This window comes from Cyclobacterium sp. 1_MG-2023 (assembly GCF_030546805.1).
Classification (GTDB): domain Bacteria; phylum Bacteroidota; class Bacteroidia; order Cytophagales; family Cyclobacteriaceae; genus Cyclobacterium.
In genome coordinates this window covers 14,143-38,231 of the sequence record NZ_JAUOPC010000009.1, presented here as the reverse complement: position 1 = coordinate 38,231, position 24,089 = coordinate 14,143, and the positions used below count along the sequence as shown (strand labels likewise).

Below are 24,089 nucleotides of genomic sequence, written 5' to 3'. Positions count from 1 at the left end.
TTTTTTAAAATCCTAAATTAAGATTAAAACCAAAAGATCTGGCAGTCGGCGGAGCGAAGGAGTCAAATCCTACAGCCGCAGCAGATGTTCCAGTGGTTACATCTGGATCAATATTTCCAGCTTCATTTAAGAAGAAGAATAAGTTTCTAGCTACGAAAGAAATACTTACAGAGCTCAAAGGCAATCCTTCTAGTTTACTAGCAGGAACAGCATAACCGATCACAGCTTCTCTCATTCTGATGTTGGTAGCAGATACAGAGAATACTTCTCCAATAGGTGCATTTCTACCTCCCATATTTACCCAAAACAGCTCAGCAGTTGTTTCGATAGTATTGGGCGCGTAGGTTCCATCTTCAAGTTGCATTACAGCAGTTTCATCTGACATAAAGTTATCACCGAAGATCAAACCACCATCTCTACCTTGAAGCGTTTCTTCAGTTACACCATCAGCATAAGCTACAGCATTGGTGAAAGAAGAAATGCTACCTCCTTGTCTGAAATCAATAGTAAAGTTGGCAGTGAAGTTTTTGTATTTGAATGTGTTTTGGATACCACCAGTCCAAATTGGATTATAATTTCCAACTCTAACAGTTTTACCTGGAGTACTCAATGGAACACCATTCTCTCCAACGATTACAGCTCCATCATCATTTCTCAAATAACCTCTAGAATATACTTCACCAAATGGCAAACCTTCTTCAATTCTAAATTCTCTCAAGAAATCACTTCCGACAACGATACTTGGTCTCTCATCGTTAATTTCGTTAACCATTGAAATATTTCTAGCGAAGTTAGTAGTGATATTCCAATCAAAATCAGCTCTTCTAACAGGAGTGATGTTAAGCACTACTTCAATTCCTTCATTCTGAATATCTCCACCGTTGGTAAAGAAGCTGGAAGCTCCGGAACCTACTGGTAAAGCAACTGTAAATAATTGGTCGAATGAATTGGTTTTGTAGTAAGTGAAATCAAAACCCAATCGGTTATCCAAGAACCTTAAGTCAGTACCTAATTCAATAGATCTTGTGGTTTCTGGAAGTAAATTAGCATTTGGCAATTGTGTACTTAAAGAAACATAACCACCTATACCACCTGCAGCAAAAGCAGCAGTTCTTTGCAATTGATATGGACTGGTATCATTACCCACTTCTGCAAATGAACCTCTTGCTTTAGCAAAAGTAAACCAAGAAGGGAATTCAAATAAATCAGAAATCACCGCATTAAGACCTACAGATGGGTAGAAGAATGACCAGTTTTCTTGTGGCAATGTAGACGACCAGTCATTTCTGGCAGTAATGTCCAAGAAGATGGCATTTTTCCATGACAACTGACCAAAAGCGTAAAGTGAATTTACATCTTTAGGACTACCTACACCATAGGAAGAAACAACTTGAGAAGTGTTACTTAAAGCAAAATAGTTTGGAACGACCATGTTTTGGCCAGTATTAGAGGACAAGCTAGAGTTTCTGTTGATTCTAGAGTTTCCACCTGCATTGATATTGAAATACCAATCATCACTCAATGTTTTCTCATAAGAAATCAAGAAGTCAGTATTGATCTCCATGCTTTCAGCCTGGCTAACAGTATACCTACCATTCTGTGCAATGATATAAGTATCATTGTAATACTTATCTTCTCCAGAACTGAAAGTACGGTCCATAGAAACCCTACCTAATACCGTTAAACCTTCAGTAACTTCGTAGTTCAATGAACTAAAAGCCACAATTCTGTCAAAAGTATCACTCTTAAGGTTTCTGTTTGCTGCCCAATAAGGGTTCGCACCACCATTGGATCCAGGATTGAAATAATTCTGACGCAATAGGCCTGACTCATCAATGTACTCAAAATTAGAAATGTCCGCAGTTGTGATATTTCTAGGCAACCTTACTATATGTCTTGTTGGGTTAGCATAATTCTCACCTGTAGACAGTTGGTTGTCGATATCCTGACGGATATAATTGATTTTAGAATCTAAAGTCAATTTATCAGTCAATTTGTTAGTCAACCTCAAGTTAATACTATGTCTTCCCAACTCATTTCCAGGTACAACACCGGCTGCATCCGTATAAGTATAAGAGAAGTAAGTTTGGTTTCTTTCATTACCACCACTGATAGCCAATGTAGTAGCCAAGTTATGACCGGTTTGATAGAAATCGCTTACATTGTCAGGCTGAGGAGAATAAGAATAAGTATCAGACGCTCTGTTTGGATCCGGAGACCAATGAGCAACAGTAGATCCATCTAAAGCAGGTCCCCAAGAAAATTCAGACGTTGGAGAATAAACACCATTACTTCCTTGACCATATTCATTTTGATAGTTAGTCAAAATCAAAGGCTGATCAAACATATAAGAAGTATTTAAGCTTACTTTGAATCCACCCTCTGATCCTCTTTTAGTAGTTACCACGATGGCACCGTTATTTGCACGGCTACCATAAAGTGCTGCTGCATTTGGACCTTTCAATACGTTGATACTTTCGATATCATCAGGGTTAATGGTTTCAATTCCTTTGGCAGGAACACCATCAACAATATAAAGAGGCTGACTGTCTCCACTAATGGATCTGTTACCCCTTAATACTACCCTCGTAGATCCACCAACACCAGTACCTGACCGATTAATGGAAAGACCTGCTACTTTACCGGAAAGAGAGTTTACAACATTTAGCTCTCTTGCTTGAGTAAGCTCTTCTGTATTAACTTCTTGAGTAGTGTAGGTCAAAGCTTTCTTTTCTCTTTCCAAACCAAAGGCAGTTACTACTACTTCGGAAAGAGCTGATTCTTCAGCTTCAAGAGCTACATTGATTTCACTATTGTTTCCAACAGCCCTTTCAGTTTTTCCATATCCTAGATAGGAAAATACCAAAACAGCAGATGGCCCAGCGACATCAACACTATAATTACCATCAATGTCAGTGATAGTACCTGTATTGGTCCCTTTTACCAATATACTGACTCCCGGTAATGGGGCATCAGCGTCTGCGTCCGTCACAGTTCCTGTGACGGTTCGATTCTGCGCCATTGCTTGTATTGTAAACAAGGCCAGAAAAAACACGAGTAATCTTTTTTTCATAAGTAAATGAACAAATTTAATTTAAATGACTAATGGAATTTTTCCAATAGTTAAATTTTTACTTGAAAATCGCTGGTTCTCAGCAATACCTCTCGAATCATTCCGAGACTAACAAAAAAACCCAATATTAAGTAAAACACATTCAATCAGGAATAATTGGTTAAATTATGGTGCTGTAGACCATAATTTGACCAAAAGATCAAGAAATTCATGAGGTTATTACTAATGTTGGGCGGTTTTGATGCTAATATAAGGAAAAATATATTTCCCTGACAACTCTCTTACCTTTGAAATAATTTAATTTAAAATTAATGCCCCTTAAAAAGTAAAAATTTTAGCTAGGATCTATGATTAAGGTAAAAATTTTAATAATTAAATTAAGTTTTTACCAATATAAAATGCAGATAGTCCTTATTTTTACCTCCTATTATTCTGATTGACCATTTTTCCAAACTGTTTGTATTATTTTATGAAAATTGCAATAATTTCTATCAAGTCATATCCTTCTTGAAATTTTATTGTTTTGTCCTTAGAATTTTATTAATTAACATGAAATTTTCACGCAACACCATGAAATTCTACAATCTACCACTCATAAAATTTTTAATTTTTTTTCCACTTTTTTGTTACATACTTTATTCGTGTAGTCATCCTTCAGATTTTCCTCCTTCAGCACCTAATAATGATGGCCTCACCCTTCCGGAAGGTTTCGGGGCTCTGGTTGTAGCAGATAGCATCGGCAAAGCCCGACACCTCGCAGTAAATGATAATGGAGACATCTATGTTAAATTAAGGTATGCCAAAGGAACTGGATCTAATGTGGCATTGCGAGATACAACCGGAGATGGCAAAGCAGACATCATTACATACTTCGGTGACTATAAAGACGAGGGTAGTCTAGCCAATGGCATGCGCATCCACGATGGTTATTTATATTATAGTGCAGCCAGAGTTGTTTACAGAAACAAACTTGTACCCGGACAACTCGTTCCTGATACGCCAATGGAAGTAGTGCTAACCGATGACCACGAACATGGGATTCACTGGCACATAACCAAACCGGTCGCTTTTGATGAAGAAGGATACATGTATGTACCTTTTGGAAGCCCTTCTAATGCTTGTCAGGACATGGCCAACAAACCGGGAGGTATTCCCGGGTCCACCGGCTTGGACCCCTGTCCAGAATTAATCGAACACGGAGGGGTTTGGCGATTCAAAATGGATCAATTAAATATGACCCAAAAAGATGGGGAGTTGTATGCTACCGGCATTAGAAGCGTAGTGGCAATGGATTATAACCAAGAAGACAACAACCTTTAATTGGTCATGCATGGCCGCGACAACCTCCACCTTCTGTACCCAGAAACTTTTACTCAATGGGAAAGCGCTGTCTTACCTTCTGAGGAATTTATTCGCGTAGAAGAAGGTGGAGATTACGGCTGGCCCTATTGTTACTACGACCAAATCAATGAAAAGAAGGTCTTGGCCCCGGAATATGGTGGAGATGGAGAAATTATTGGTCGCTGTGCTGACATGGACGACCCTGTAATGGGCTTTCCCGGACATTGGGCGCCCAACGACTTGCTATTTTATACCGGAGATCAATTCCCGGATCGCTATAAAAATGGTGCCTTTATCGCTTTCCACGGTTCCACTAATCGATCACCCTACCAACAATCGGGGTATTTTGTGGCTTTTGTTCCTTTTGTAAATGGCCAGGTCAGTGGTGATTGGGAAGTATTTGCCAATGGATTTGCCGGCAAAGAACTTATTATCAATACAAATGATGCGGAATTCAGGCCCATGGGCTTGGCCCAAGGACCGGACGGTTCCTTATATGTGTCAGATTCAAGGGTGGGAAAAATATGGCGGATTCTATATAAAGGTGACAAAGCTACATTTGGAGAAGCTGAATTGGCTAAAATGGAAGCACAAAAACTGGTAGCCAATATTCGCAATCCTCATCCCGTGGAAGACAACCTAGACAAAGGTCAGCTACCCGAAGGAAAAAAGGTATACAATACCTATTGCTCCCCATGCCATCAAAGAGATGGAAAGGGCGCCAAAGGCAGAATTCCGGAACTAAGTAATACTGACTGGGTCACAGGCGACAAATCAAGACTTATTAATATAGTGTTAAATGGGCTCGAAGGAGAAATTGAAGTCAATGGAGAACTTTACGACAATATCATGCCGGCCCACCAGTTTCTCACAGATGAGCAGATATCACAGGTACTAACCTTTATCAGAAAGAACTTTGAAAATAATGCTTCCGCAGTAGCAAAAGAAGATGTGGCAAAGATTAGGGCTAAAATTTTAAATTAATTCCGGTTATGCAATTGGATTTCCTGAGTCTCCTCAGGAAGGTTTTCAAATCGCCAAAAGAAAAAACAGCTCATAGAAACTTTTCCATTACTATTAGAGACTCGATAAATATTGACCATCTAGATCCTTTGCACCTTAAAGGCTATGATCCTAAACCATGCCATTACGCATTGACTAATGCTGGTATAGGAATACGGCAAATTTTAAGGTTAAATGACAAAGGAGCTGAGATTGAAATGGAAAAGAGAGATACCTACTATGCCGTCCTACTAGACAAAGACTACAATGTCCTTGACAGCAATGTAAAATTCCCATTAGGCGTCCATTATCCAAATGTAGTCAACAGAGACAATAAAGTGGTGGCATTGAAAAATCCGGATCTATTTGATGTGGAAGAAAACCATGTAACCTTATATAAAATGGAATTGGGTTTTGAGTAGATTTTTAGCATACCTCTCAAAACCCAATACCAAATGTAAATTTTAAAACAAAATACTTGCCCCCTTGCCTACAACAACTCAATCAAGGCCAGCGCACCGGTATAAGAGATGATACAGGCAAAGACAAAAGCCGCAGTCAGACCTATATTCAATAATAAACCGGCTTTATGCTCCCCCATCATAGCTTTTTGATTGACCAAGTACATGATACAGGCAATCACCAGAGGCAAAACAAAGACAGCCGCCACCTGGGTTAAAATCTGAGCAAAGATTGGGTTGGCCCCTAGAATGGGTACTGTTAGCCCTACAATACAAGCCACACCGGTCAATACTTTAAAGCGAACTGAATTGGTATCCAATTCCCCTTCTTTATAATCTGCGACTAAAAGTGGGGCAACCATAAGTATAGGAAAAACTGAAGATAACCCTGCGCTTAAAGCTCCGGTCATAAATAAAGCTACGGCAAACTTCCCTGCCACAGGCTCCAATAAATAAACCATATCCATCACCTTATCAATGGTCTTCCCTTCTGCATGTAAAGCACCGGTAGCGGCGGCCATAATGGACAAATTAATTATTAACATTAACACTGCTCCTGTTAAGGCATCTTTAGACTGGTCCTTGGTATTGGCCGGGCCCCATCCTTTACCTTTCATCAATAGGGGTCTCACTACGAAAGTAGGTGCTGCCATGGTGGTACCTACAAATGCGGCAACCAGCAATTTGCCGCCGGCTACTTGAGGGACGCTTGGTATCAAACCTTTGGCCATCTCACCCGGATCAGGTAAAACCACAAACATGGAAATAATAAAAGATACGCCCATAATGGTCACGAATACCACCAACACTTTTTCAAAAAACGAATATTGACCTACCCAAAGTAAGGCATACATGATTAGAATCAATGCGATAGCAATCCCCAAAATAATCCAATAACCATTCCCTGCTCCAATTCCCGGAAAAAATAGCGTGACCATTTCATAAATGGCATTGGCACTCAGTCCTAATATACCAGATAAGGAATTCCATTGTGCAAGAATTATTCCTCCTACAACCAAAAAAGAAATTAACTTTCCCCCTTTTAATTTGGTCTTGAAACTGTAAATGGATGTCTGCCCGGTCACTACGGCATACCTTCCATAGGCTTCCATCAGTACCCAAGCAAAAACACAGCTCAACACCAGCACCCATAACAACTGCATACCAAATTCACTTCCGGCCTTGGCCATGGAAGTAACACTTCCGGTGCCTATGGTATATCCTATACAAAAAATACCGGGTCCTATCCCCAGCATCCACAACCAAATCTTCTGAAAAATATTGCTGCCGCTTGTTTTACTTTCTTGTTCCATCCTAACTGCTTTTGGGTAAATTTAAATGACCTGTTAATTTGGATATTTTTATTTTGAATAAAAAGAGATTACATTAGATAGATTAAATTTTAATAAAATATGGCTTTGTTTACACAATTTTTTTTGCAATATTTCCGATCCTCTTTTAAGGATAGACCCATTTTCCTTTGTGCAACAAGTGCTATATTCTCAATCACTCCCATGTCCTTGACAAAAATATTTAATAAAAATTTTACCTTTTTCCTCATTGTAGGCCTGTTTCTGAGTTTCAAGGCACAATCCCAGGAAATCGATTTATTGCTAAAAGGGGGGCATGTCATCGACCCCAAAAATGGAATCAACGAGCCCTACGATATAGGCATCAGTGGAAAGCTAATTGTTAAGGTAGCCAAAAACATCTCAGAAAATACCGCTAAAAAAACCATAGACCTCGAAGGTTATTATGTGACTCCGGGTTTAATCGACATGCATGTTCATGTTTTTAATGGAGCAGATACAGAATCCTATATTGCCAATGCTTTGACCAGTCTACCCCCTGATGGTTTTACTTTCAGGTCCGGGGTGACCACAGTTGTCGATGCCGGTTCTTCAGGCTGGAGAAATTTTCGCCAGTTTAAAAAACAAACCATAGACCAATCCAAAACCAGAGTTTTGGCACTATTAAATATAGTGGGTACAGGCATGTACGGCCGACTTGAAGAACAAGATGTAACAGACATGAACCCCACCATGACAGCCAATATGATCAAAAAGATGTTTCCGGACATCTTGGTTGGGATCAAATCAGCGCATTATTGGGGAGACTTCACACAAGTGGACTTGGCAGTAACTGCCGGAAAATTGGCTGATGTTCCTGTCATGGTAGATTTTGGAGAGCACCAGCCACCAAATTCAATAGAATCACTGTTTATGGAGCATTTAAGGCCCGGTGATATTTTCACCCACACCTTTTCTTATGGCCCTAAAAACAGGGAAACAATTGTGGACGAAGCGCTCAAAGTCAAACCTTTTGTCTTTGAGGCACAAAAAAGAGGAATAAATTTCGACGTAGGACATGGAGGTGGCGCATTTTCCTTTCGCCAAGCCATTCCTGCTATCCAGCAAGGCTTTCTCCCCAATGTGATAAGCTCAGATTTGCACAGCCAAAGCATGAACAGTGGCTTTAAGGACATGGCCAATCTGCTTTCAAAATTTATGAACATGGGATTGACCATGGAAGAAGTTGTGCTTAGGGCCACATGGAACCCTGCACAGGTAATCAACAGAAAAGATCTTGGCCATTTGGACGTGGGAGCTGAAGCTGACATTGCTGTATTTACCCTTAGAAAAGGAGATTTTGGATTTTTGGATATCAGAAGAACCAAAATAGACGGAGACAGGAGACTGGAAACGGAAATGACCATTCGCTCCGGCAAGGTGGTTTGGGACTTGAATGGACTAAGTGTACCCTATTGGGAGTCTGAGTTTAAATAGTATAAAAACAAAATGAGGCTTTTATTTACCATATGCCTTTGTATCGCTTATTGCTTGCAAGGAATCGGACAGGAATACGACTACCTAATAAAAGGTGCCTATCTAATTGACGCAAAGAATGAGATACAAGACACCATGGATATTGCAGTATTGGATGGAAAAATAGCCGTTGTAGCTAGAAACCTTCCCGGTACCAATACCAAAAAAGTAATTGATGCTTCAGGCTTAATCCTTAGCCCCGGCTTAATTGACCCCCATACACATGTATTTGTAGGAAGTAAAAGCCGCACTTTCGCGGATGGGTTCAACAGTGTATCACCTGATGATTTTAGTTTTCGTTCAGGGGTCACTACTGTAGTGGATGCAGGTACTTCAGGTTGGAGAAATTTTGAAACATTCAAAACCAATGTCATTGATGCTTCTAAAACAAGGGTCTTGGCATTTTTGAATATAGTGGGTGTGGGAATGAGTGGAAATGAAAGCCAGGAAAATTTATCTGATATGCAGGTAGCGAAGGCCTATGAAACCCTAAAAAAATATCCTGATATTTTGGTAGGTGTAAAAATTGGCCACTATACGGGCAAAGATTGGCTACCCTTTGAAAATGCCTTGAAGGCCTCAGAAAAAGCAGGCAAACCTTTGCTTGTAGAATGTCACTTACCGGAATACTCTCTGGCAGATCAGCTGAACAAAATGAGACCCGGTGACATTATTACCCATAGTTTTGAAGAAATAGATGAGCGACTGCCAATCATTGATTCAGCAGGTAGCTTACATCCCTTTGTCAAGGCCGCCTATGCAAGTGGGATTAATTTTGATGTTGGCCATGGAGGTGCCGGCTTTTGGTTCAGCCAAGCCATACCTGCCTTTCGCCAGGGTTTGGCACCAACATCTTTTGGAACAGATTTACATCGGTTCAGTATGAACAGTGGCATGAAGAACATGCTTAATATAATGTCAAAATTTATCAATATTGGAATGCCGGTGGAAGATGTCATAGCAACTGCAACTTGGAAAACTGCACAAGCCATTCAAAGAGAAGATCTAGGCCACCTGACGGTAGGAGCTGTTGCGGATCTTACTTTGTCAAGACTTCACAAAGGTGATTTTGGATTTATAGATGCAGGAAAAAATAAAATTGAAGGTAAAATTAAATTAGAAACAGAGTTGACCATGAAGGACGGAAAAATAGTTTACGATCTTAACGGATTGGCAGCAAATCAATACCACTAAAAATTATGGATAGAAGAGAAATGTTAAAAAACCTGGCCATCCTTCCCGTTGGAGGAGGTCTGATGAGTATGTCGCCACTCATGGCTTCACCGGATAAAAATGTTGCCAAGGGGCCGCTTGCCCTTGATAAAGATATTTATAAGTCTATTGGAGTAGTTCCAATTATCAATTGCCGAGGTACTTTCACCATTATTGGTGGATCCATCGAAAGGCCGGAAGTGCATGCTGCCATGGCTGCAGCCTCTAAAAACTTCGTTCAATATGACGAGTTAGCCTTTGCCATCGGTGAAAGACTTTCAGAAATCACCAAAGCGGAATTTGGGATCGTCACGGCTGGTTGTGCGGCTGCGATGAAGCACGGTACTGCTGCTTGTGTTACAGGAGGTAATCCTGAAAAATTACTTAGAATTCCTGACTTATCAGGACTTGACAAAACAGAAGTAATTATCCCTAGGCATTCCAGAAATGTCTATGACCATGCGGTAAGAAATATTGGAATTACTGTAGTAGAAGTGGACAGTATGGAAGCTTTGGAAAAAGCCATTAATCCTAAAACTGCCATGATCTATTTGCTGGCAAATAGAAGTTCTGCTACCGGACAGCCTATGTCAGTGGAAGCCATTGCCGAAGTAGCAAAAAAACAAGACATCCCTATTATGGTGGATGCCGCTGCTGAAAATCTTAGTATACCTGTAGTTCATTTTGAACGTGGAGCAGACATGGTAGCCTATAGTGGTGGAAAAGCCATGTGTGGCCCTCAGTGTGCCGGACTTTTGTTGGGTAGAAAAGACCTTATGCTTTCTGCTTGGCAGGCTAGCTCCCCTCACCATGGACCGGGAAGAGACAATAAAGTAGGTAAAGAGGAAATGCTCGGAATGCTGGCAGCAGTAGAAGCATGGACCACCAGAGACCATGAAGCAGAATGGGATAAATGGATGGAATATTTAAATCTAATTGCGGATAAAGCGACCAAATTAAAAGGTGTAAGCCATAAAATCAACCTTCCCGATGGACTCAACAACAGGGCCCCTAATTTAGTCATTAGCTGGGATCCAAAACAATTCAACATTACAGGTGCAGAAGTTGCTGAACTTTTCGGTAGGTCTGAACCAAGAATTGCTATAGGTAGTGGCGGCAAAGATGGCATGACTTCTATCAATGTTACCCCAAGTCAAATGCAAGAAGGTGAAGCAAAAGTAGTGGCCAAACGACTTCATGCTACACTGGCTGAAAAACGACCTTCGCCTGATACTTCTTTGGCAGCACCAGCCGGAAATATTGCCGGAAGATGGGACATCAACATGTCTTTCTTTAGCAGCGAGAGCACCCACCATATGATATTGGAGCAAGACGGCAACTGGCTGAATGGAACACACAAGAGTGACTTTGCAGAGCAAGATGTATATGGTACCATCGAAGGAGATACCATTAAAATCAGAAGCCATTTCAGAAAACCCGGAGATTCCGTTGTTTATATGTTTACCGGTAAATTAAAAAACGGAGAATGGTCCGGAGAAGTTTTTATGGGCGAATATTTGACGGCAAACTTCACCGCCAAAAAATGGGAATCCAAAAAACGCAAGCAGCAAATTACCGTTCCCGGTGGACCTCCATTGGCAACTTGATTTGTTTTGACTAAAAGGAAAAATCTAACAAAAAATTAATCATACAATGAGAAAATTTGCTCTAATACTGTTGATTCCTTTCTTAAGTCTTGCCGGATGTGGTGGACCACCAGCAAACGATAAGGGAGAGAAAAAAGAGGCCGCAACAGAACAAAAAACGGATGGTGTAGATGCCGAACAAAGGATCAAAGATCTGGGAATTGAATTAATTACACCTAAACCACCTACAGCCAACTACCTCAAAGCTAAAACCATGGGTAATGTGGTTTACTTGGCCGGTACCGGTCCTGACAGACCTGATGGTACACAAGTAATTGGCAAATTAGGGAGTGAAATTAGCTTGGAAGAAGGAATAGAAGCCGCCCGTTTTGCAGGTATTTCCCTACTTTCTTCCTTAAAAGCAGAAATTGGAGACTTAAACAGGGTGAAAAACATTGTTCGAGCCAAAGGCATGGTCAATGCAGACCCATCTTTTACCCAACATTCTCAAGTCATTAATGGCTTTTCGGATTTGATGGTAGAAGTATTTGGCGAAAAAGGGAAGCATGCCAGAGCAGCTATTGGAATGGGCTCCTTGCCTTCCAATATTTCGGTTGAAATAGAAATGATTGTAGAGCTTTACGAATAATAATCAGTCGATTATTTAAAAATTAGCGCGATAATTGCTTAAACTTGGGGATGGTGAAAACCATCCCCATTTTTATTTGTTAAAAACATTAACCCAACTAAAAATAATTTTCATGAAAGGGAATTTAGAGCAAGCAGTATGCAATCCCACCGTACTTTTGGATAGATTTATAGACTGTCGTTTTCAAACAGAGGAGATTTGCGCCCCACTTGAAGTAGAAGATTATGTCCCCCAACCCATAGCGGAAGTTTCTCCTCCGAAGTGGCACCTTGCCCACAGTACTTGGTTTTTTGAACAGTTTTTACTCGTTCCTTTCTGTCCCACTTATAAGATATACGATAAGGATTTCGCCTATCTATTCAATAGCTACTACAACAATGCAGGAGATAGAATATTGCGCCCCAACAGAGGATTGATGAGCCGACCACCCGTAACGGAAGTGATGGCTTATAGAGCATATGTGACCAATGCAGTCAAAGAGCTTATAAATGATGGCAATCCTGACCGTCAAATGTTAGCGATCATCGAACTTGGAATCAACCATGAACAACAACATCAGGAGTTACTGGTCTATGACATCAAATATATCTTGGGCAATCAACCCACCTTTCCGGTGTATGGAGACCGTTTTAAAAATGAACCCGAAAACAAACCCTTAGACTGGATAGAAATTGAGGAAGGCATCAAGTCCATAGGTTTTTCGGGGGATGGGTTTTCTTATGACAATGAATTGGGAAAACATAAAGTTTACCTGGCCCCATATAAGATTTCAAACAAGTTGGTAACCAATGGGGAGTTTATTGAATTTATCGAGTCAGGAGCCTATTCAAACTTTAATCTTTGGCATTCAGATGGTTGGGAGCATATCTGCAATAATGCAATCAAGGCCCCGCTTTATTGGCACAAGGTAAAAGACAAGTGGCAAGTTTATACCTTAGGAGGATTAAAAGAGATCAATCCGGATTTGCCGGTTCAGCATGTAAGTTATTATGAAGCCTTTGCTTTTGCGGAATGGAAAGGCATGAGGTTACCCACAGAGTTTGAATGGGAGGCTGCTGCAGATCAGTTTACCTGGGGGCAACTGTGGGAATGGACTTCGAGCGCCTACTTGCCTTACCCCGGTTTCCAAAAAGCTCCGGGAGCCTTAGGGGAATACAATGGAAAATTTATGGTAAACCAACAAGTACTCAGGGGCGCTTCTGTAGCTACTGCCGAAAACCACAGCAGTAAAACCTACAGAAACTTCTTTGCTCCTCCATCCCAATGGATTTTTTCAGGAATTAGACTTGCACAATCCCTATGATAAACAACAGCTTCGAAAAAGACATCCTCAAAGGTCTGAATTCACAGCCCAAACGACTTTTCTCTAAGTATTTTTATGATGAAAAAGGATCCTCCATATTTCAGGAAATCATGCAGATGGACAGTTACTACCTGCCCAAATGCGAAACGGAAATATTACGTGACAGGAGTCATGAAATCATAGCCCTACTTCCAAATAGCACTTATGATATAGTAGAATTAGGTGCGGGCGATGGGACCAAAACAACCTTATTCCTTGAAGCTCTGCTAAATTCCGGAAAGACGGTTAATTATTTACCTCTTGATATTTCTCCGGATATCCTTGATTACAATAAGAAAGTCATTGGCAGCAAGTTTCCTGAATTGAACATTATACCCATCGCCGGTGATTATTTTGAAACCCTTGAAAAAATTAAACCCCGAAAGAATCCAAAAATTGTACTTTTTATGGGGAGCAATATCGGCAATTTTGAAGGACAAAAAGCTGTAGAATTTTTGAAGTTTGTAAGAAGCTTCCTGACTGATGGTGATTTTTTCTTACTTGGAGCAGATTTAAAAAAGCATCCCCAGACAATCCTAAAAGCTTATGATGACCCTGAGGGAGTGACGAAAAGATTCAACCTTAACCTTTTACACCGAATCAATAAGGAATTGAAGGGAAACTTTATTCCTGAGAACTTTGATCATTATGCCAGTTACGATCCCCAAAGCGGAACCACCAAGAGCTTCTTAATTAGTAAAGCCAATCAAACGATTCAAGTGGCCGGGCAAAGCATAACCTTTGAAAATAACGAACCCATCCATATGGAAATTTCACAAAAATATGGCCTTAGGGATTTAATTGAATTGCGGGAAAAATCAGGTTTCAGTTCTGACTATCATTTCCAGGACAGCAAAAGCTATTTTAGCCTTAGCCTATTTAAGTATTAAAATCGAAGGTAAAGGCACACAAAAGCATGAAAATCTCCGGGTGAATCAAACCTTGCAAAACTTTTGCACGGAGACTGATAGCATGCGCTTATTTAACTTCGATTTAGTAATAGTATACGTATTGTTTGTCCCGATTTTTCTCAGGGAGTGTTATAATCACAAGAAATTCAGGCTGTTTGTAGATTTTAGCATAGGGTTGCCATGTGAAATTGAAAACAGCAACGAAGGGACTGGTTTTGAAATGATTTCAGCAGGTAATAGATTGTCTATTGCATTTTATGGGTTAAAATACTTTGTAATCAAGAATCAAATTCAGAAACAATTATATTTGATTGTATAATCAACCTCAAGAAAATAATATGATTCCAGAAAACCCTTACCTGCTGCTTACACCCGGCCCTTTGAGTACAAGTAAAACAGTTAGGGAAGCCATGAACCGTGACTGGTGCACATGGGATGAAGATTACAAAAGCATTGTACAAGATATTCGCAGTTCCTTACTTGCTTTAAGCAATGGAGGAAATGAATACAGCACGGTTTTGATGCAGGGAAGCGGTACCTTTTCCGTAGAAGCTGTCCTGTGGACTTGTTTGAAACCGGAGGATAAAATTCTGGTGCTTTCCAATGGTGCCTATGGCAAACGAATGGCTAAAATCGTTTCGCTTATGGGAATCAACTTGGAATTACTGGACTTGAAAGAGAATGAGCAGGCAAGCCCGGAAAAAGTTGAGGAGCTGTTGAAGCAAAATCCCGACATTAGTCATATCGGTATGGTCCATAGCGAGACCACTACAGGGATGTTAAACAATTATGCGCCCATTGCTAAGCTCGCAGAAAAATACAATAAATGTTTTATTTTGGATGCCATGAGTAGTTTTGGAGGGGTTCCCCTAGACATACGCTCACCAAAAATTGATTTTCTGATAAGCAGTGCCAATAAATGCATACAAGGGGTGCCCGGCTTTGGTTTTATCATTGCCCGAAAAGAAGTGCTTAAAGCATGCAAAGGCAACTCAAAAAGCCATTCCTTGGATCTCTACGACCAATGGGAAGCCATGGAAAATGACCCAGGAAAATGGCGATTTACTTCTCCCACCCATACGGTCAGGGCATTTTTGCAGGCACTAGAGGAATTAAAACAAGAGGGCAGCATCGCTGCCAGGTATAAAAGGTATGTTAGCAATCACCGCACTTTGGTATCGGGAATGAAAAAACTGGGCATTGAAGCTTTCCTTTCTGAGGAAGACCAGTCGCCTATCATTACAGCTTTTCATGAGCCTTCAAGCCCTGACTTCTCTTTTGACAAACTTTACCATTTGCTCAAGGCTGAGGGTTTTGTGATTTATCCCGGAAAGGTATCCAAAGCAGCAACTTTCAGGATTGGCCATATTGGTCACGTCTTTCCAGAAGACATACAGCGGCTAATCGCTGCCATAGAAAAAATCAAATTTTGGTAATGTTTTATACATAAAAAAACCTCCAGATATATTGGCTAATAATTGCCCAACAATCCGGAGGTTTTTTATTTATTGAGCAAGCTTATCTTTTACCATAAGTGATTCCTTCCCAATCATCCGTTCTGAATGGGTTGGCAGGAAGCCCTTCTTTATTGTATACATTTACGTCATCTGGATTATCAGCCCAGCCATACCTTACAGCTACAGGGTTTTTGATGTCTCCTGTCTCCAAGACAATTTGATCACCATCCTGTTTTCCAGTAACCCAGTGGAATTTCTTGTCTGCACCGGCAACAGCAAAACCTTTCACATAACCGTATTTGTCATTAATCATTAAACCGGATCCTATATGGTCAAAGCTTATACGTATCTGGTTTCCCTGAATTTCCATAGATTTAAACGTAGGCCCACTATAGACCACATCCATACCGTAGGCGATTTTCTTTGCCCCTTTGGCCAAGCGTTCCGCCACTGTCCATTTGTCTCTCGGGTGAATGTCATCAGCTTCTCCTTTGTCTATAATTACTGCCTGAGCTGTATTGGGAAGAGACAAAGTCATGGTCTGTGCTTCCCTTAACTCTGCCCAGTCACTATCCACCGGCTCAGCCTTAGGCTGCCTGAAATTGGCCAATTGCACCCAAAGAAAGGGGAAGTCACCTTGTCCCCATTGCGCTCTCCAGTCTTCAATCATTAAAGGGAAAATCTCCCTGTACTGGTAAGCCCGTGATGCATTGGATTCACCTTGATACCAAAGAGCCCCTTTAATAGCAAAAGGGATAATAGGCTCAAGCATTCCATAAAACAAACTCGTAGGCCAGCTGTTTGGACTTTTTTCCTTTAGATCCGGATCAGAAAAATCCTTAGGTCCTTCCATCTGATTTTTAGTTACTCTTTCTTTGAAATCCGCATGGGTCAATAACGCATCGGCACTGGTCCAAGCTTCAGAAAGTGTTCCTCCCCAGTTGATGTCCAATAGGCCAACGGCCACATCCATGTCTGATTCGATTCTTCTGGCGAAATAATAACCAATGGCTGAAAAATTGGCCACTGACTCTGGAGAACAAATGGACCATTTGGCTTCCGGCACTTCCTCAATTTCTTCCAAACTAAGGTTTCTACCTACTTCGAAAAGACGGATATTGGGGTGGTTGGCAGTTTTGATACTGTCTTCTCCATTATTTGTCCTTTTCAAGGCCCACTCCATATTGGATTGACCACCCAGAAGCCACACATCTCCCATCATTACGTTTTCCAACACCTTGGATTCTTTTTTGGTATTGATGGATAGGATATAAGGGCCACCCTTGGGAAAGGCATCCATCTTCAGCATCCACTTACCTTCCTTGTCAGCTTTTACTCGGTATTTTTTCCCCTGAAAGGTCACATTCACCCATTGTTTGGGATCGGCTTCTCCCCATACAGGTATTTCCTGACCGCGCTGAAGTACCATATGGTCTGCAAAAACCTTAGGCAATTTTAATTCTGCTTTTACCTGAAAAAGAATCAGGAACAATGCAGCAAATAATACAATTCTTCTCATTAGATTTGGATTTGGTTATTTTAAAAAAAGATTTGATAATATACGATTTTTGAGCTAAAAATCATTCATCAAAGCCCATTAGGCAAGCCGGGTTTTTTATTAAAGCACAATTCAAGGTGATAAAAAGGAGCCGATAAAAAAAACATTGCTAATTATCGATGGGTTCTCCTTGCCCCTTTGCTTCATATAAAAAATTGAATGCTGTTTTTTTCTCTACTTTCACCTTATCGAAACTCATTTACTAATGGGCTAAAGCTCAATTTTAAAAGCCTTCACATTATTTTGAACTAAGTTTCTTTTTTAATACTTTTAAAATTAGTTCAGAACAATCATTGCTCTCCTCAATTCAGTTTTCCTTGGTAAAAGAAGCTCAAATTAAACTATTGGTTATGAAAAAAGTAGCATTAGCAGCAGCCATATTTATAGTTACCGGAATAACTGTATTTGCCCAACAGAGTGATAAGCCTTATTCAGTAAAGGGAAGAAAATCAATTGGGTTAGGGACTGCCTTAAATAATACAAAGTATTTACAAGGTAACAATAGCCTCTATAAGGAAATATTTTTTGATTATGGTATTGGTAAATTTATAAGTACCGGGGTATTTGTTGGGTATCAAAAGAGGCAATATTCTTTTTTATCAGTATTTGATTCAAACAGTAAAAGTTTAAACTATGATCAAAATTTTATTCCTCTAGGATTAAGAGCTACGGTACATCTTACCTCATTCTTGAGTGATCAATTACAACTTAATCTTAAGCCGGAGAAATGGGACGTTTATGTGAGGTATTATGCAAGTGTAACATTAAACTCCGTAAAGGATAAGTTTGACAGGTCTAGTGGTCATTTGCCTGAAGATCAAATTAACTACATGTTATATCGAACAGATGAAGACCTTAATTATTCTGCAGGATTATTGAGCGGTGTAGGTTTTTACCCTCTCCCTAATTTAGGCTTCTTTTTTGAAGGAGGTTATGGGCCTATGGGCAATTTTAATATTGGCATTGCTTCCAAATTTTAACAAGCCAAATCAAATTGTTATTTGCTAGCACCTATCCATCAAGAAATCAACTTATAAGAAAAAGGTGCTTAAAATATTGGCTCCAACCGATAAATTAGACCTTGTTAATGGTACCAGAAATGGAACAAGCCATCTTTACTGTGTTGTATATGGTACCGAACTTTTCAATGTTCTTTTTCAGTAAGTCAGGGTTAAGGTTTTGGTCCTCACTGTAGACGGTCAAATGGTAATTTATATTATCCATTCTTGGGGGATTTTCAAGGCGCGTCGCACTGACTTCAATGGTAGCTTTGGTATAGTCAAACTTCAAAATACCAGAAAAGCGCTCTACATTTTTTAAAGCGCAAGAAGCAAAAGAACCCAGGAATAATTCGGCAGGATTAGGTAAGGTTTCAGCGGAATTAGGGGTAGTGCCAAATTCTATATTCGATGTCTTGATGTGAATAATTGCATCTTGTTTTGATTGTGAAGAAGCTTTGATTCGATATTCCATGTTTGCTTTATTTTTTAACCTTAATCCTTATAAAATTAGAAATAATAAGTAAAACTATCAGCACATTTATAGCTCTCAGCCATACCTGAAATAAAAAATTTTATAAGGAATGCGATAGCTACAAATTGTTCAAGTATCATTTTCTTGGTTAAACTAATCACTTATAGGTGGCATATCCTTTTTTAGTTTAAGCAAAATGAAACGTTGATTCTTTACGTTTGAAGGTTTTTGTGAGAACAACAAAACCTCATTTTCATTGAGTTTCGAGCTAAGCTTGGGTCTTATTCTAAAACCTTGGGTTTGCAAAAAATTTGTCACCACCTTTTGACTTACATTACCTTCTTTGCTAATTGTCGCAACAACAACCGATTCATCTTCTTCATTGATAAAGGCATTATTCCTTACTAAATGATCCTTTTGTAGATTTTTTCTATTTCCATTGTATATCAGATGAAAATCTGTTGAATCCTTTAGCACCAAATAACTCGAATAAATCCAGGTGTTATTTTTAGAGTTATCTTTTTTGATCATTCTTGTCCATTTCCGATTTCCTTCTTTGTCAAAATGAATTGCAAGTAGGTTTTGGCTATAATAAGTTGTGATGTATTGAGATAAGTTAAACGTTTCCTCTGCAACCATAAGTATAGCGCCATCATCGTAATTCATAATACTTTTGGGAATGTAATTAGCCAATTCGCTATGCTTCCTAATTCTCTTCTTGGATAAATTTTCAAGGTTAGTAATTTCTGAATGTTGATCCAGAAGTTCTTGATCGAAGGGTTCTAGTTGATGAATGGTTTCCCCTGGATTTGATTGATCAATCTGATGAAAAAATGTTCCATGAGCATCATACCTACCCACATTTGAATATAGACCTACCAGCTTAATTATTGATCCATCAATACGTAGTCCAAGGCTATTTAACCATTTATTATCATTTGGGACTTCCCCAATAGTTTTTGAATTCCCTTGATTCAATTGAACAATTTTATAACCATAGTCAGGTATTTTTTTACTATTGGGGCTTAAAGGTACCTGACTTAAATCAGCGGTCAATAATATCATTTCTTTCTTGTTGAGAAGGGTTCCGCCCATAATTACAAATTCATTTTTGCTAAAAGGGAACTGATAAGTAAACGCATCAATCTTATTAAAGTCATTGTCAAAAACAATTAAGCCATACTTTCTAAATTCTTTCGGCTTAGTGGGAATGGTGTAGAACAGGCCGACAGCGCTGCTATCTGTTGCAAGAACAAATGACACATAGGTTTTTTTCATGTTGACCCCTTCAATCGAAAGGTTTAGAATTTCCTTTTCCGAAGTGATTTGGAAGCCATTAAGATCAATGGTCTTAGCAAAATATTTGCGATAAGTCTTTGTCGATTTAGATGTAATATTCAAAAGCTTGTCACCTCGTTCAATGATTCCTAATGACACTTCACTCACCCCTTCTTTTTCATCAAAATTGGTCAATTGGATAGCTTCTGTTGTTGGTTGAAAATCATTATTGAACTTGACTAATGAAGACAAACCATTTCCAAATTTCCCTTCGGAGTACAAGAAATAATGCCCCTTCTCATTGCTCCCTACATACTGCTCAGGAATTTCTCTTTCTCCTGTTTTAAACGCATCATAAAGACTGATAGAATAGTTATTGCCTTTTTGAGCCATAGAAGGAAAGGCTAATAACAAAAAAATAAAAAGTAGTAAGTTATTTTTCATAAAAGATTATATCATGTAATGTGGCCGCAAATGGCCTACTTAAATAATACCTATAAAGATAATAATAAGAAGTGAATCTTTTGCAATTTTCAGGTAATCGATGATGCCAATAGCTCCTATTTCAAGCTTAGAACAATTTTCCCCTCAATCTTTGCTTCTTCCACCAAACGGTGTGCTTCTGATGCTTCGCTCAAATCCATGATTTTCGCTATTTCAGGCTTAATTTTCCCTTCGGATAGCAACTTAAAAAGCTGACCTAAATCTTCTTTGAACCAATCAATATGTTCTTTGTGCCAAGAACTAATGATGTAGAAATTGGCAGATGGCTTAGTTGGTAATAAATTCCAAAATAGGATTTTAAAGTAATCTAAAACAACATTCCCACCATTTCCACCGGCCGAATTTTGGTAGCCAAAGCCTACAAGGGTTCCGCTTTTTTTTAGGACTTTCAGTGATCTGGGGAAATAGCTTCCGCCTATGGGATCGAATACAGCGTCAATCCCTTCCGGTTCGCTCATTTTTATTCGCTTTACAAAATCTTCATTTTTGTAATCAATGGGTATTGCACCATATTTCTCAATAAAATGGTGTTTTGCTTTAGAAGCAGTTCCATACATTTTAAGGTTCAGTAATTTTCCAAGTTGTAACATGGCAATGCCTACAGCACCGGCACAAGCGTGTATTAAAATGGTTTGCCCGGGTTTAATTTTCGCAGAACGATAAAGCATTTGATAAGCAGTAAGGTAGCTAAGAATTAAACTTACACTTTCACTGTCGTCTAATCCATCAGGTACTGGAACAAGAGCATTTGCATCCAAACAAATGTATTCCGAATAAGCACCAATGACCGTAAGAGCAGCAACTTTTTGTCCTTTTTTTAAGTGAGCAACATCTTCCCCTATTTTATCTATCGTGCCAATGAGATCATATCCCGGTGAAAAAGGAGGCTTGTTTTTAACGCCCAAATAAATCCCCCTTCTAATAAGCGTATCGGTAAATGCAGCACTTGTAAATAAGCCCTTTATTCGCACCTTCCCTTTAGAAGGTTCAGGCAATTCAGCTTCTGAACTTAGTTTGAGAACCTCAGGCCCTCCAAACGCTGTGATTACAACTTTCTTATATCCCATTGACTATCGAATTCAATTTCATTACTTGTAATGTATGGAATTTAATCATTTCTCGAGGGTTTGAAGATTCCGGCCCTTAAGCATTTTGAGCTAACATCATTTGTTAGTGCTTGTGAAAATTACTTTGCATTCCCGTCTAAGATAGTAATTTTTGGGCTCAATTGTTTTAAGTCCACATTGGTAACAAATTAATAAAGTTTCGCTAACCAGGTTGGCAGTCTCCTTTGTAGGATGGTTAGATTTTATAACAGCCTATGCCTCTAAATGTATAAACTATCGACTGGTTATTAAGGTATCCTTTTGCAGGTTTGTAACTTCCATTTAAAATAGCTTATCGAAGGAGGATGCGCTATTTCAAAATAGAAGTATGTTCAGCTATTGTGTAGTGGCTTTTTAGCTGTTTATTTTATCGTTTCTATATATCCTGCTAAAGCCTCTAAATAAAGGGTGTTAAAAGTACTACTTGAAAATGGATTCTGACTTGTAATTAAATTTCGATCCTTGATTGCATAGTTAGCCTTTGGCCAACCACTTTTATAATTAAGTCCTACTCTCTTTAGTTGCTTGGCTATTCTTCTATTTTTAGGTTTCCCTTTCATTATAAATTTTTCAATGACAAATTCTTCAAAAGGTGAAACAGCATTGACTTTAAATCCAATGTATGGGTTTTCTTCAACTGGAATTGTCAAAATAAGGCTTGGGGCATGGCAAATAAGTCCAGTTGGCTTTTTCTCGACAGCAAAGTGCTTTAATAGTATCGGAATATTATTATCTTCCAATAAATCAATCATTAAACCTTGGCCACCCGGAATAATTAAGCCTATATAATTATCTTTATTTTCAAGCGCATTTTCAAGTGTAATCGGGCTGTGGTAGGAATTATCATTTTTAATGAATGCTACTGCTTCATTCCTAATTTCTAATGAATTTTCCCAATATTTATCGTTAATACTTTCTTCATCAATTGTGGCGACAACACCATTTGGTGAAGCAAATTCAACCAAATATCCATTCTCCGTAACAGATTTGTAGGCCAAATAAAATTCATTTAAAAAAACTCCGGTTTGCCGTAGTTTTCGTCCATTATCCAGCGCCAAAGTGTCTGCAGCACTCAAAACAAAAAGAACTTTTTTGTTTTGGGCCGTAAGCGTTAGGTTAGTAATCATTGCAACCATTATTGTTAAAGTTAGATTTTTCATTATAGCCTATTTCGCAGCAATAATTTCTATTTCAATTTGGCAATTTGGAGCCGTTGCCAATAAGGGTAAAGGAACAATTGTACTTGCAGGAAAACTTTTAACTCTCCACTCTTTAGATCCTACATCAATAAGCATTTGCTTTTTCTGAATTGTAAAATCTACAATATAAACAGTCTGTTTAACCACATCATCTATTGACAAGCCTACTGATTCTAGTGCAGTTTTGACATTCAAAACAGTCTGTTTAACCTGGTCTTCAAAATTCTCTGAAAACAATTTACCCTCTAAATTTGAAGCCCATTGACCTGAGAAAAAATACATTTCTTTCCCTTCTGGAACTTTAACAATATGAGAAAAACCGTTGTACTTAGGATTAAATAATTTTTTTGGGTTGATAAACCTGTTATTTTCTTGAGTCATACTATCTTTTTTTTTAGCATTAAGACTTTAAGATTCCGTACACTTAAACTGACATTATTGCAAACGGAATTATTATCCCTGTGCTTATTTTATGACACAAAGGAAATACCCTTAAGGTTAGCATTCATTTACATATGTAAAGAAAACTAGCCCTTGTTTTTTTTTGCTCTAATTCGACTTAATTGTGTAGGTGTAATGCCAAGGTAAGAAGCAATATGGTACTGGGGGATTACTTGTTCTAAGTCGGGGTATTCATTTTGAAAAATAGCATATCGCTTGTTGGCTTCTAATAAAACAATTTCTACTTCCCGCTTTTCTTTATCAACAAAGTAGCGTTCAGCAATTTTCCTCAAAAGTCTTTCTAAGTCTTGATGGTGGTCTAATAAATCAATTAATTTTTTATAGTTCCCTATTAGTATAACACAATCTGTTAGGGCTTGCTGGTTTATGGTATTGGGAAGTTGAGTAACCAGAGAAGAATAGCCACCAATCATATTGTTATCTGTGAAGAAATGTTTGTTATACTCTACCCCATCATCATTACGATAGAAGGCTCTAACAACACCTTGCTTCAAAAAGCCAAAGTTTGTAGCTACTTCACCCTCTTTTAAAAAAAACTCACCTTTTTTTAATGAATATACTGTGAAAAGGTTTTTCACTTCACTCCAAGTGTTTTCTTGAATTGGAGAAATTGTGTTAAGAAAATTTAAGAGCGCTTTCAAATTTAATTG

General features: G+C 38.9%; 20 protein-coding genes. 11 read left to right on the top strand and 9 right to left on the bottom strand.

Annotated features, from left to right (window positions below; all coding sequences use genetic code 11):
• Positions 1-4: 4 nt before the first annotated feature.
• A complete protein-coding gene (locus Q4534_RS14980) occupies positions 5-3,073 on the bottom strand; it encodes a SusC/RagA family TonB-linked outer membrane protein (protein ID WP_303613960.1) in 3,069 nt (1,022 codons plus the stop codon).
• Positions 3,074-3,622: 549 nt separating this feature from the next.
• On the opposite strand from Q4534_RS14980, the gene Q4534_RS14975 reads away from it, so the two are divergent.
• Genes Q4534_RS14975 through Q4534_RS14965 form a run of 3 tightly spaced genes read left to right on the top strand, consistent with a single transcriptional unit; the run spans position 3,623 to position 5,838 of the window.
• The gene (locus Q4534_RS14975) at positions 3,623-4,393 is read left to right on the top strand and encodes a sorbosone dehydrogenase family protein (protein WP_303613959.1); all 771 of its coding nucleotides are present in this window, start codon (positions 3,623-3,625) and stop codon (positions 4,391-4,393) included.
• Positions 4,394-4,399: 6 nt separating this feature from the next.
• Entirely contained in the window at positions 4,400-5,398 is a 999-nt protein-coding gene (locus Q4534_RS14970; protein ID WP_303613958.1) for a c-type cytochrome, read from the top strand.
• Positions 5,399-5,406: 8 nt separating this feature from the next.
• Positions 5,407-5,838 carry a hypothetical protein gene (locus Q4534_RS14965; protein WP_303613957.1) on the top strand — a complete coding sequence of 144 codons (432 nt, stop codon included), beginning with the start codon at positions 5,407-5,409 and terminating at the stop codon, positions 5,836-5,838.
• A 68-nt stretch (positions 5,839-5,906) separates the two neighbouring features.
• On the opposite strand, the gene Q4534_RS14960 is transcribed toward Q4534_RS14965, so the two are convergent.
• Positions 5,907-7,190: an Nramp family divalent metal transporter gene (locus Q4534_RS14960; protein WP_303613956.1), complete on the bottom strand. Its 1,284-nt coding sequence runs from the start codon at positions 7,188-7,190 to the stop codon at positions 5,907-5,909.
• 201 nt (positions 7,191-7,391) lie between these two features.
• Here Q4534_RS14960 and Q4534_RS14955 point away from each other — a divergent pair, with 201 nt between their 5' ends.
• The 7 genes from Q4534_RS14955 to phnW all read left to right on the top strand — a co-directional run bounded on the left by Q4534_RS14955 (position 7,392) and on the right by phnW (position 15,838).
• Entirely contained in the window at positions 7,392-8,663 is a 1,272-nt protein-coding gene (locus Q4534_RS14955; RefSeq protein WP_303613955.1) for an amidohydrolase/deacetylase family metallohydrolase, read from the top strand.
• A gap of 12 nt (positions 8,664-8,675) precedes the next feature.
• Positions 8,676-9,896, top strand: coding sequence for an amidohydrolase/deacetylase family metallohydrolase (locus tag Q4534_RS14950; RefSeq protein WP_303613954.1), 1,221 nt, complete (start codon positions 8,676-8,678; stop codon positions 9,894-9,896).
• Positions 9,897-9,901: 5 nt separating this feature from the next.
• On the top strand, positions 9,902-11,521 hold the full coding sequence (locus Q4534_RS14945; RefSeq protein WP_303613953.1) for an aminotransferase class V-fold PLP-dependent enzyme: 1,620 nt from the start codon (positions 9,902-9,904) through the stop codon (positions 11,519-11,521).
• A 46-nt stretch (positions 11,522-11,567) separates the two neighbouring features.
• Positions 11,568-12,149, top strand: coding sequence for a RidA family protein (locus Q4534_RS14940; RefSeq protein WP_303613952.1), 582 nt, complete (start codon positions 11,568-11,570; stop codon positions 12,147-12,149).
• Between the two features lie 112 nt (positions 12,150-12,261).
• Positions 12,262-13,452, top strand: coding sequence for an ergothioneine biosynthesis protein EgtB (gene egtB / locus Q4534_RS14935; protein ID WP_303613951.1), 1,191 nt, complete (start codon positions 12,262-12,264; stop codon positions 13,450-13,452).
• Positions 13,449-14,381: an L-histidine N(alpha)-methyltransferase gene (egtD, locus tag Q4534_RS14930; protein ID WP_303613950.1), complete on the top strand. Its 933-nt coding sequence runs from the start codon at positions 13,449-13,451 to the stop codon at positions 14,379-14,381. Before egtB ends, egtD begins: the two co-directional genes overlap by 4 nt.
• Before the next feature lie 359 nt (positions 14,382-14,740).
• Positions 14,741-15,838 carry a 2-aminoethylphosphonate--pyruvate transaminase gene (phnW, locus tag Q4534_RS14925; protein ID WP_303613949.1) on the top strand — a complete coding sequence of 366 codons (1,098 nt, stop codon included), beginning with the start codon at positions 14,741-14,743 and terminating at the stop codon, positions 15,836-15,838.
• 82 nt (positions 15,839-15,920) lie between these two features.
• Here phnW and Q4534_RS14920 read toward each other — a convergent pair whose 3' ends face one another.
• Entirely contained in the window at positions 15,921-17,378 is a 1,458-nt protein-coding gene (locus Q4534_RS14920) for a sialate O-acetylesterase (RefSeq protein WP_303613948.1), read from the bottom strand.
• A gap of 389 nt (positions 17,379-17,767) precedes the next feature.
• On the opposite strand from Q4534_RS14920, the gene Q4534_RS14915 reads away from it, so the two are divergent.
• The gene (locus tag Q4534_RS14915; RefSeq protein WP_303613947.1) at positions 17,768-18,397 is read left to right on the top strand and encodes a hypothetical protein; all 630 of its coding nucleotides are present in this window, start codon (positions 17,768-17,770) and stop codon (positions 18,395-18,397) included.
• Positions 18,398-18,491: 94 nt separating this feature from the next.
• Here the strand turns inward: Q4534_RS14915 and Q4534_RS14910 are convergent, their stop codons facing one another.
• The 6 genes from Q4534_RS14910 to Q4534_RS14885 form a co-directional block, all read right to left on the bottom strand.
• On the bottom strand, positions 18,492-18,890 hold the full coding sequence (locus Q4534_RS14910; RefSeq protein WP_303613946.1) for an OsmC family protein: 399 nt from the start codon (positions 18,888-18,890) through the stop codon (positions 18,492-18,494).
• A gap of 153 nt (positions 18,891-19,043) precedes the next feature.
• On the bottom strand, positions 19,044-20,612 hold the full coding sequence (locus tag Q4534_RS14905; protein ID WP_303613945.1) for a hypothetical protein: 1,569 nt from the start codon (positions 20,610-20,612) through the stop codon (positions 19,044-19,046).
• A gap of 116 nt (positions 20,613-20,728) precedes the next feature.
• Positions 20,729-21,739 (bottom strand): medium chain dehydrogenase/reductase family protein, encoded by a 1,011-nt coding sequence (locus tag Q4534_RS14900; RefSeq protein ID WP_303613944.1) that lies wholly within the window; start codon positions 21,737-21,739, stop codon positions 20,729-20,731.
• 401 nt (positions 21,740-22,140) lie between these two features.
• Positions 22,141-22,938 (bottom strand): type 1 glutamine amidotransferase domain-containing protein, encoded by a 798-nt coding sequence (locus Q4534_RS14895; protein WP_303613943.1) that lies wholly within the window; start codon positions 22,936-22,938, stop codon positions 22,141-22,143.
• Positions 22,939-22,944: 6 nt separating this feature from the next.
• Positions 22,945-23,358: a RidA family protein gene (locus tag Q4534_RS14890; RefSeq protein ID WP_303613942.1), complete on the bottom strand. Its 414-nt coding sequence runs from the start codon at positions 23,356-23,358 to the stop codon at positions 22,945-22,947.
• Positions 23,359-23,504: 146 nt separating this feature from the next.
• On the bottom strand, positions 23,505-24,017 hold the full coding sequence (locus Q4534_RS14885) for a Crp/Fnr family transcriptional regulator (RefSeq protein WP_303613941.1): 513 nt from the start codon (positions 24,015-24,017) through the stop codon (positions 23,505-23,507).
• Positions 24,018-24,089: the final 72 nt, after the last annotated feature.

Bases quoted from the DNA above. Each gene is read 5' to 3' on its own strand.
- Q4534_RS14980 (WP_303613960.1), bottom strand. From the start codon at position 3,073: ATGAAAAAAAGATTACTCGTGTTTTTTCTGGCCTTGTTTACAATACAA.
- Q4534_RS14975 (WP_303613959.1), top strand. From the start codon at position 3,623: ATGAAATTTTCACGCAACACCATGAAATTCTACAATCTACCACTCATA.
- Q4534_RS14970 (WP_303613958.1), top strand. From the start codon at position 4,400: ATGCATGGCCGCGACAACCTCCACCTTCTGTACCCAGAAACTTTTACT.
- Q4534_RS14965 (WP_303613957.1), top strand. From the start codon at position 5,407: ATGCAATTGGATTTCCTGAGTCTCCTCAGGAAGGTTTTCAAATCGCCA.
- Q4534_RS14960 (WP_303613956.1), bottom strand. From the start codon at position 7,190: ATGGAACAAGAAAGTAAAACAAGCGGCAGCAATATTTTTCAGAAGATT.
- Q4534_RS14955 (WP_303613955.1), top strand. From the start codon at position 7,392: ATGTCCTTGACAAAAATATTTAATAAAAATTTTACCTTTTTCCTCATT.
- Q4534_RS14950 (WP_303613954.1), top strand. From the start codon at position 8,676: ATGAGGCTTTTATTTACCATATGCCTTTGTATCGCTTATTGCTTGCAA.
- Q4534_RS14945 (WP_303613953.1), top strand. From the start codon at position 9,902: ATGGATAGAAGAGAAATGTTAAAAAACCTGGCCATCCTTCCCGTTGGA.
- Q4534_RS14940 (WP_303613952.1), top strand. From the start codon at position 11,568: ATGAGAAAATTTGCTCTAATACTGTTGATTCCTTTCTTAAGTCTTGCC.
- egtB (WP_303613951.1), top strand. From the start codon at position 12,262: ATGAAAGGGAATTTAGAGCAAGCAGTATGCAATCCCACCGTACTTTTG.
- egtD (WP_303613950.1), top strand. From the start codon at position 13,449: ATGATAAACAACAGCTTCGAAAAAGACATCCTCAAAGGTCTGAATTCA.
- phnW (WP_303613949.1), top strand. From the start codon at position 14,741: ATGATTCCAGAAAACCCTTACCTGCTGCTTACACCCGGCCCTTTGAGT.
- Q4534_RS14920 (WP_303613948.1), bottom strand. From the start codon at position 17,378: ATGAGAAGAATTGTATTATTTGCTGCATTGTTCCTGATTCTTTTTCAG.
- Q4534_RS14915 (WP_303613947.1), top strand. From the start codon at position 17,768: ATGAAAAAAGTAGCATTAGCAGCAGCCATATTTATAGTTACCGGAATA.
- Q4534_RS14910 (WP_303613946.1), bottom strand. From the start codon at position 18,890: ATGGAATATCGAATCAAAGCTTCTTCACAATCAAAACAAGATGCAATT.
- Q4534_RS14905 (WP_303613945.1), bottom strand. From the start codon at position 20,612: ATGAAAAATAACTTACTACTTTTTATTTTTTTGTTATTAGCCTTTCCT.
- Q4534_RS14900 (WP_303613944.1), bottom strand. From the start codon at position 21,739: ATGGGATATAAGAAAGTTGTAATCACAGCGTTTGGAGGGCCTGAGGTT.
- Q4534_RS14895 (WP_303613943.1), bottom strand. From the start codon at position 22,938: ATGAAAAATCTAACTTTAACAATAATGGTTGCAATGATTACTAACCTA.
- Q4534_RS14890 (WP_303613942.1), bottom strand. From the start codon at position 23,358: ATGACTCAAGAAAATAACAGGTTTATCAACCCAAAAAAATTATTTAAT.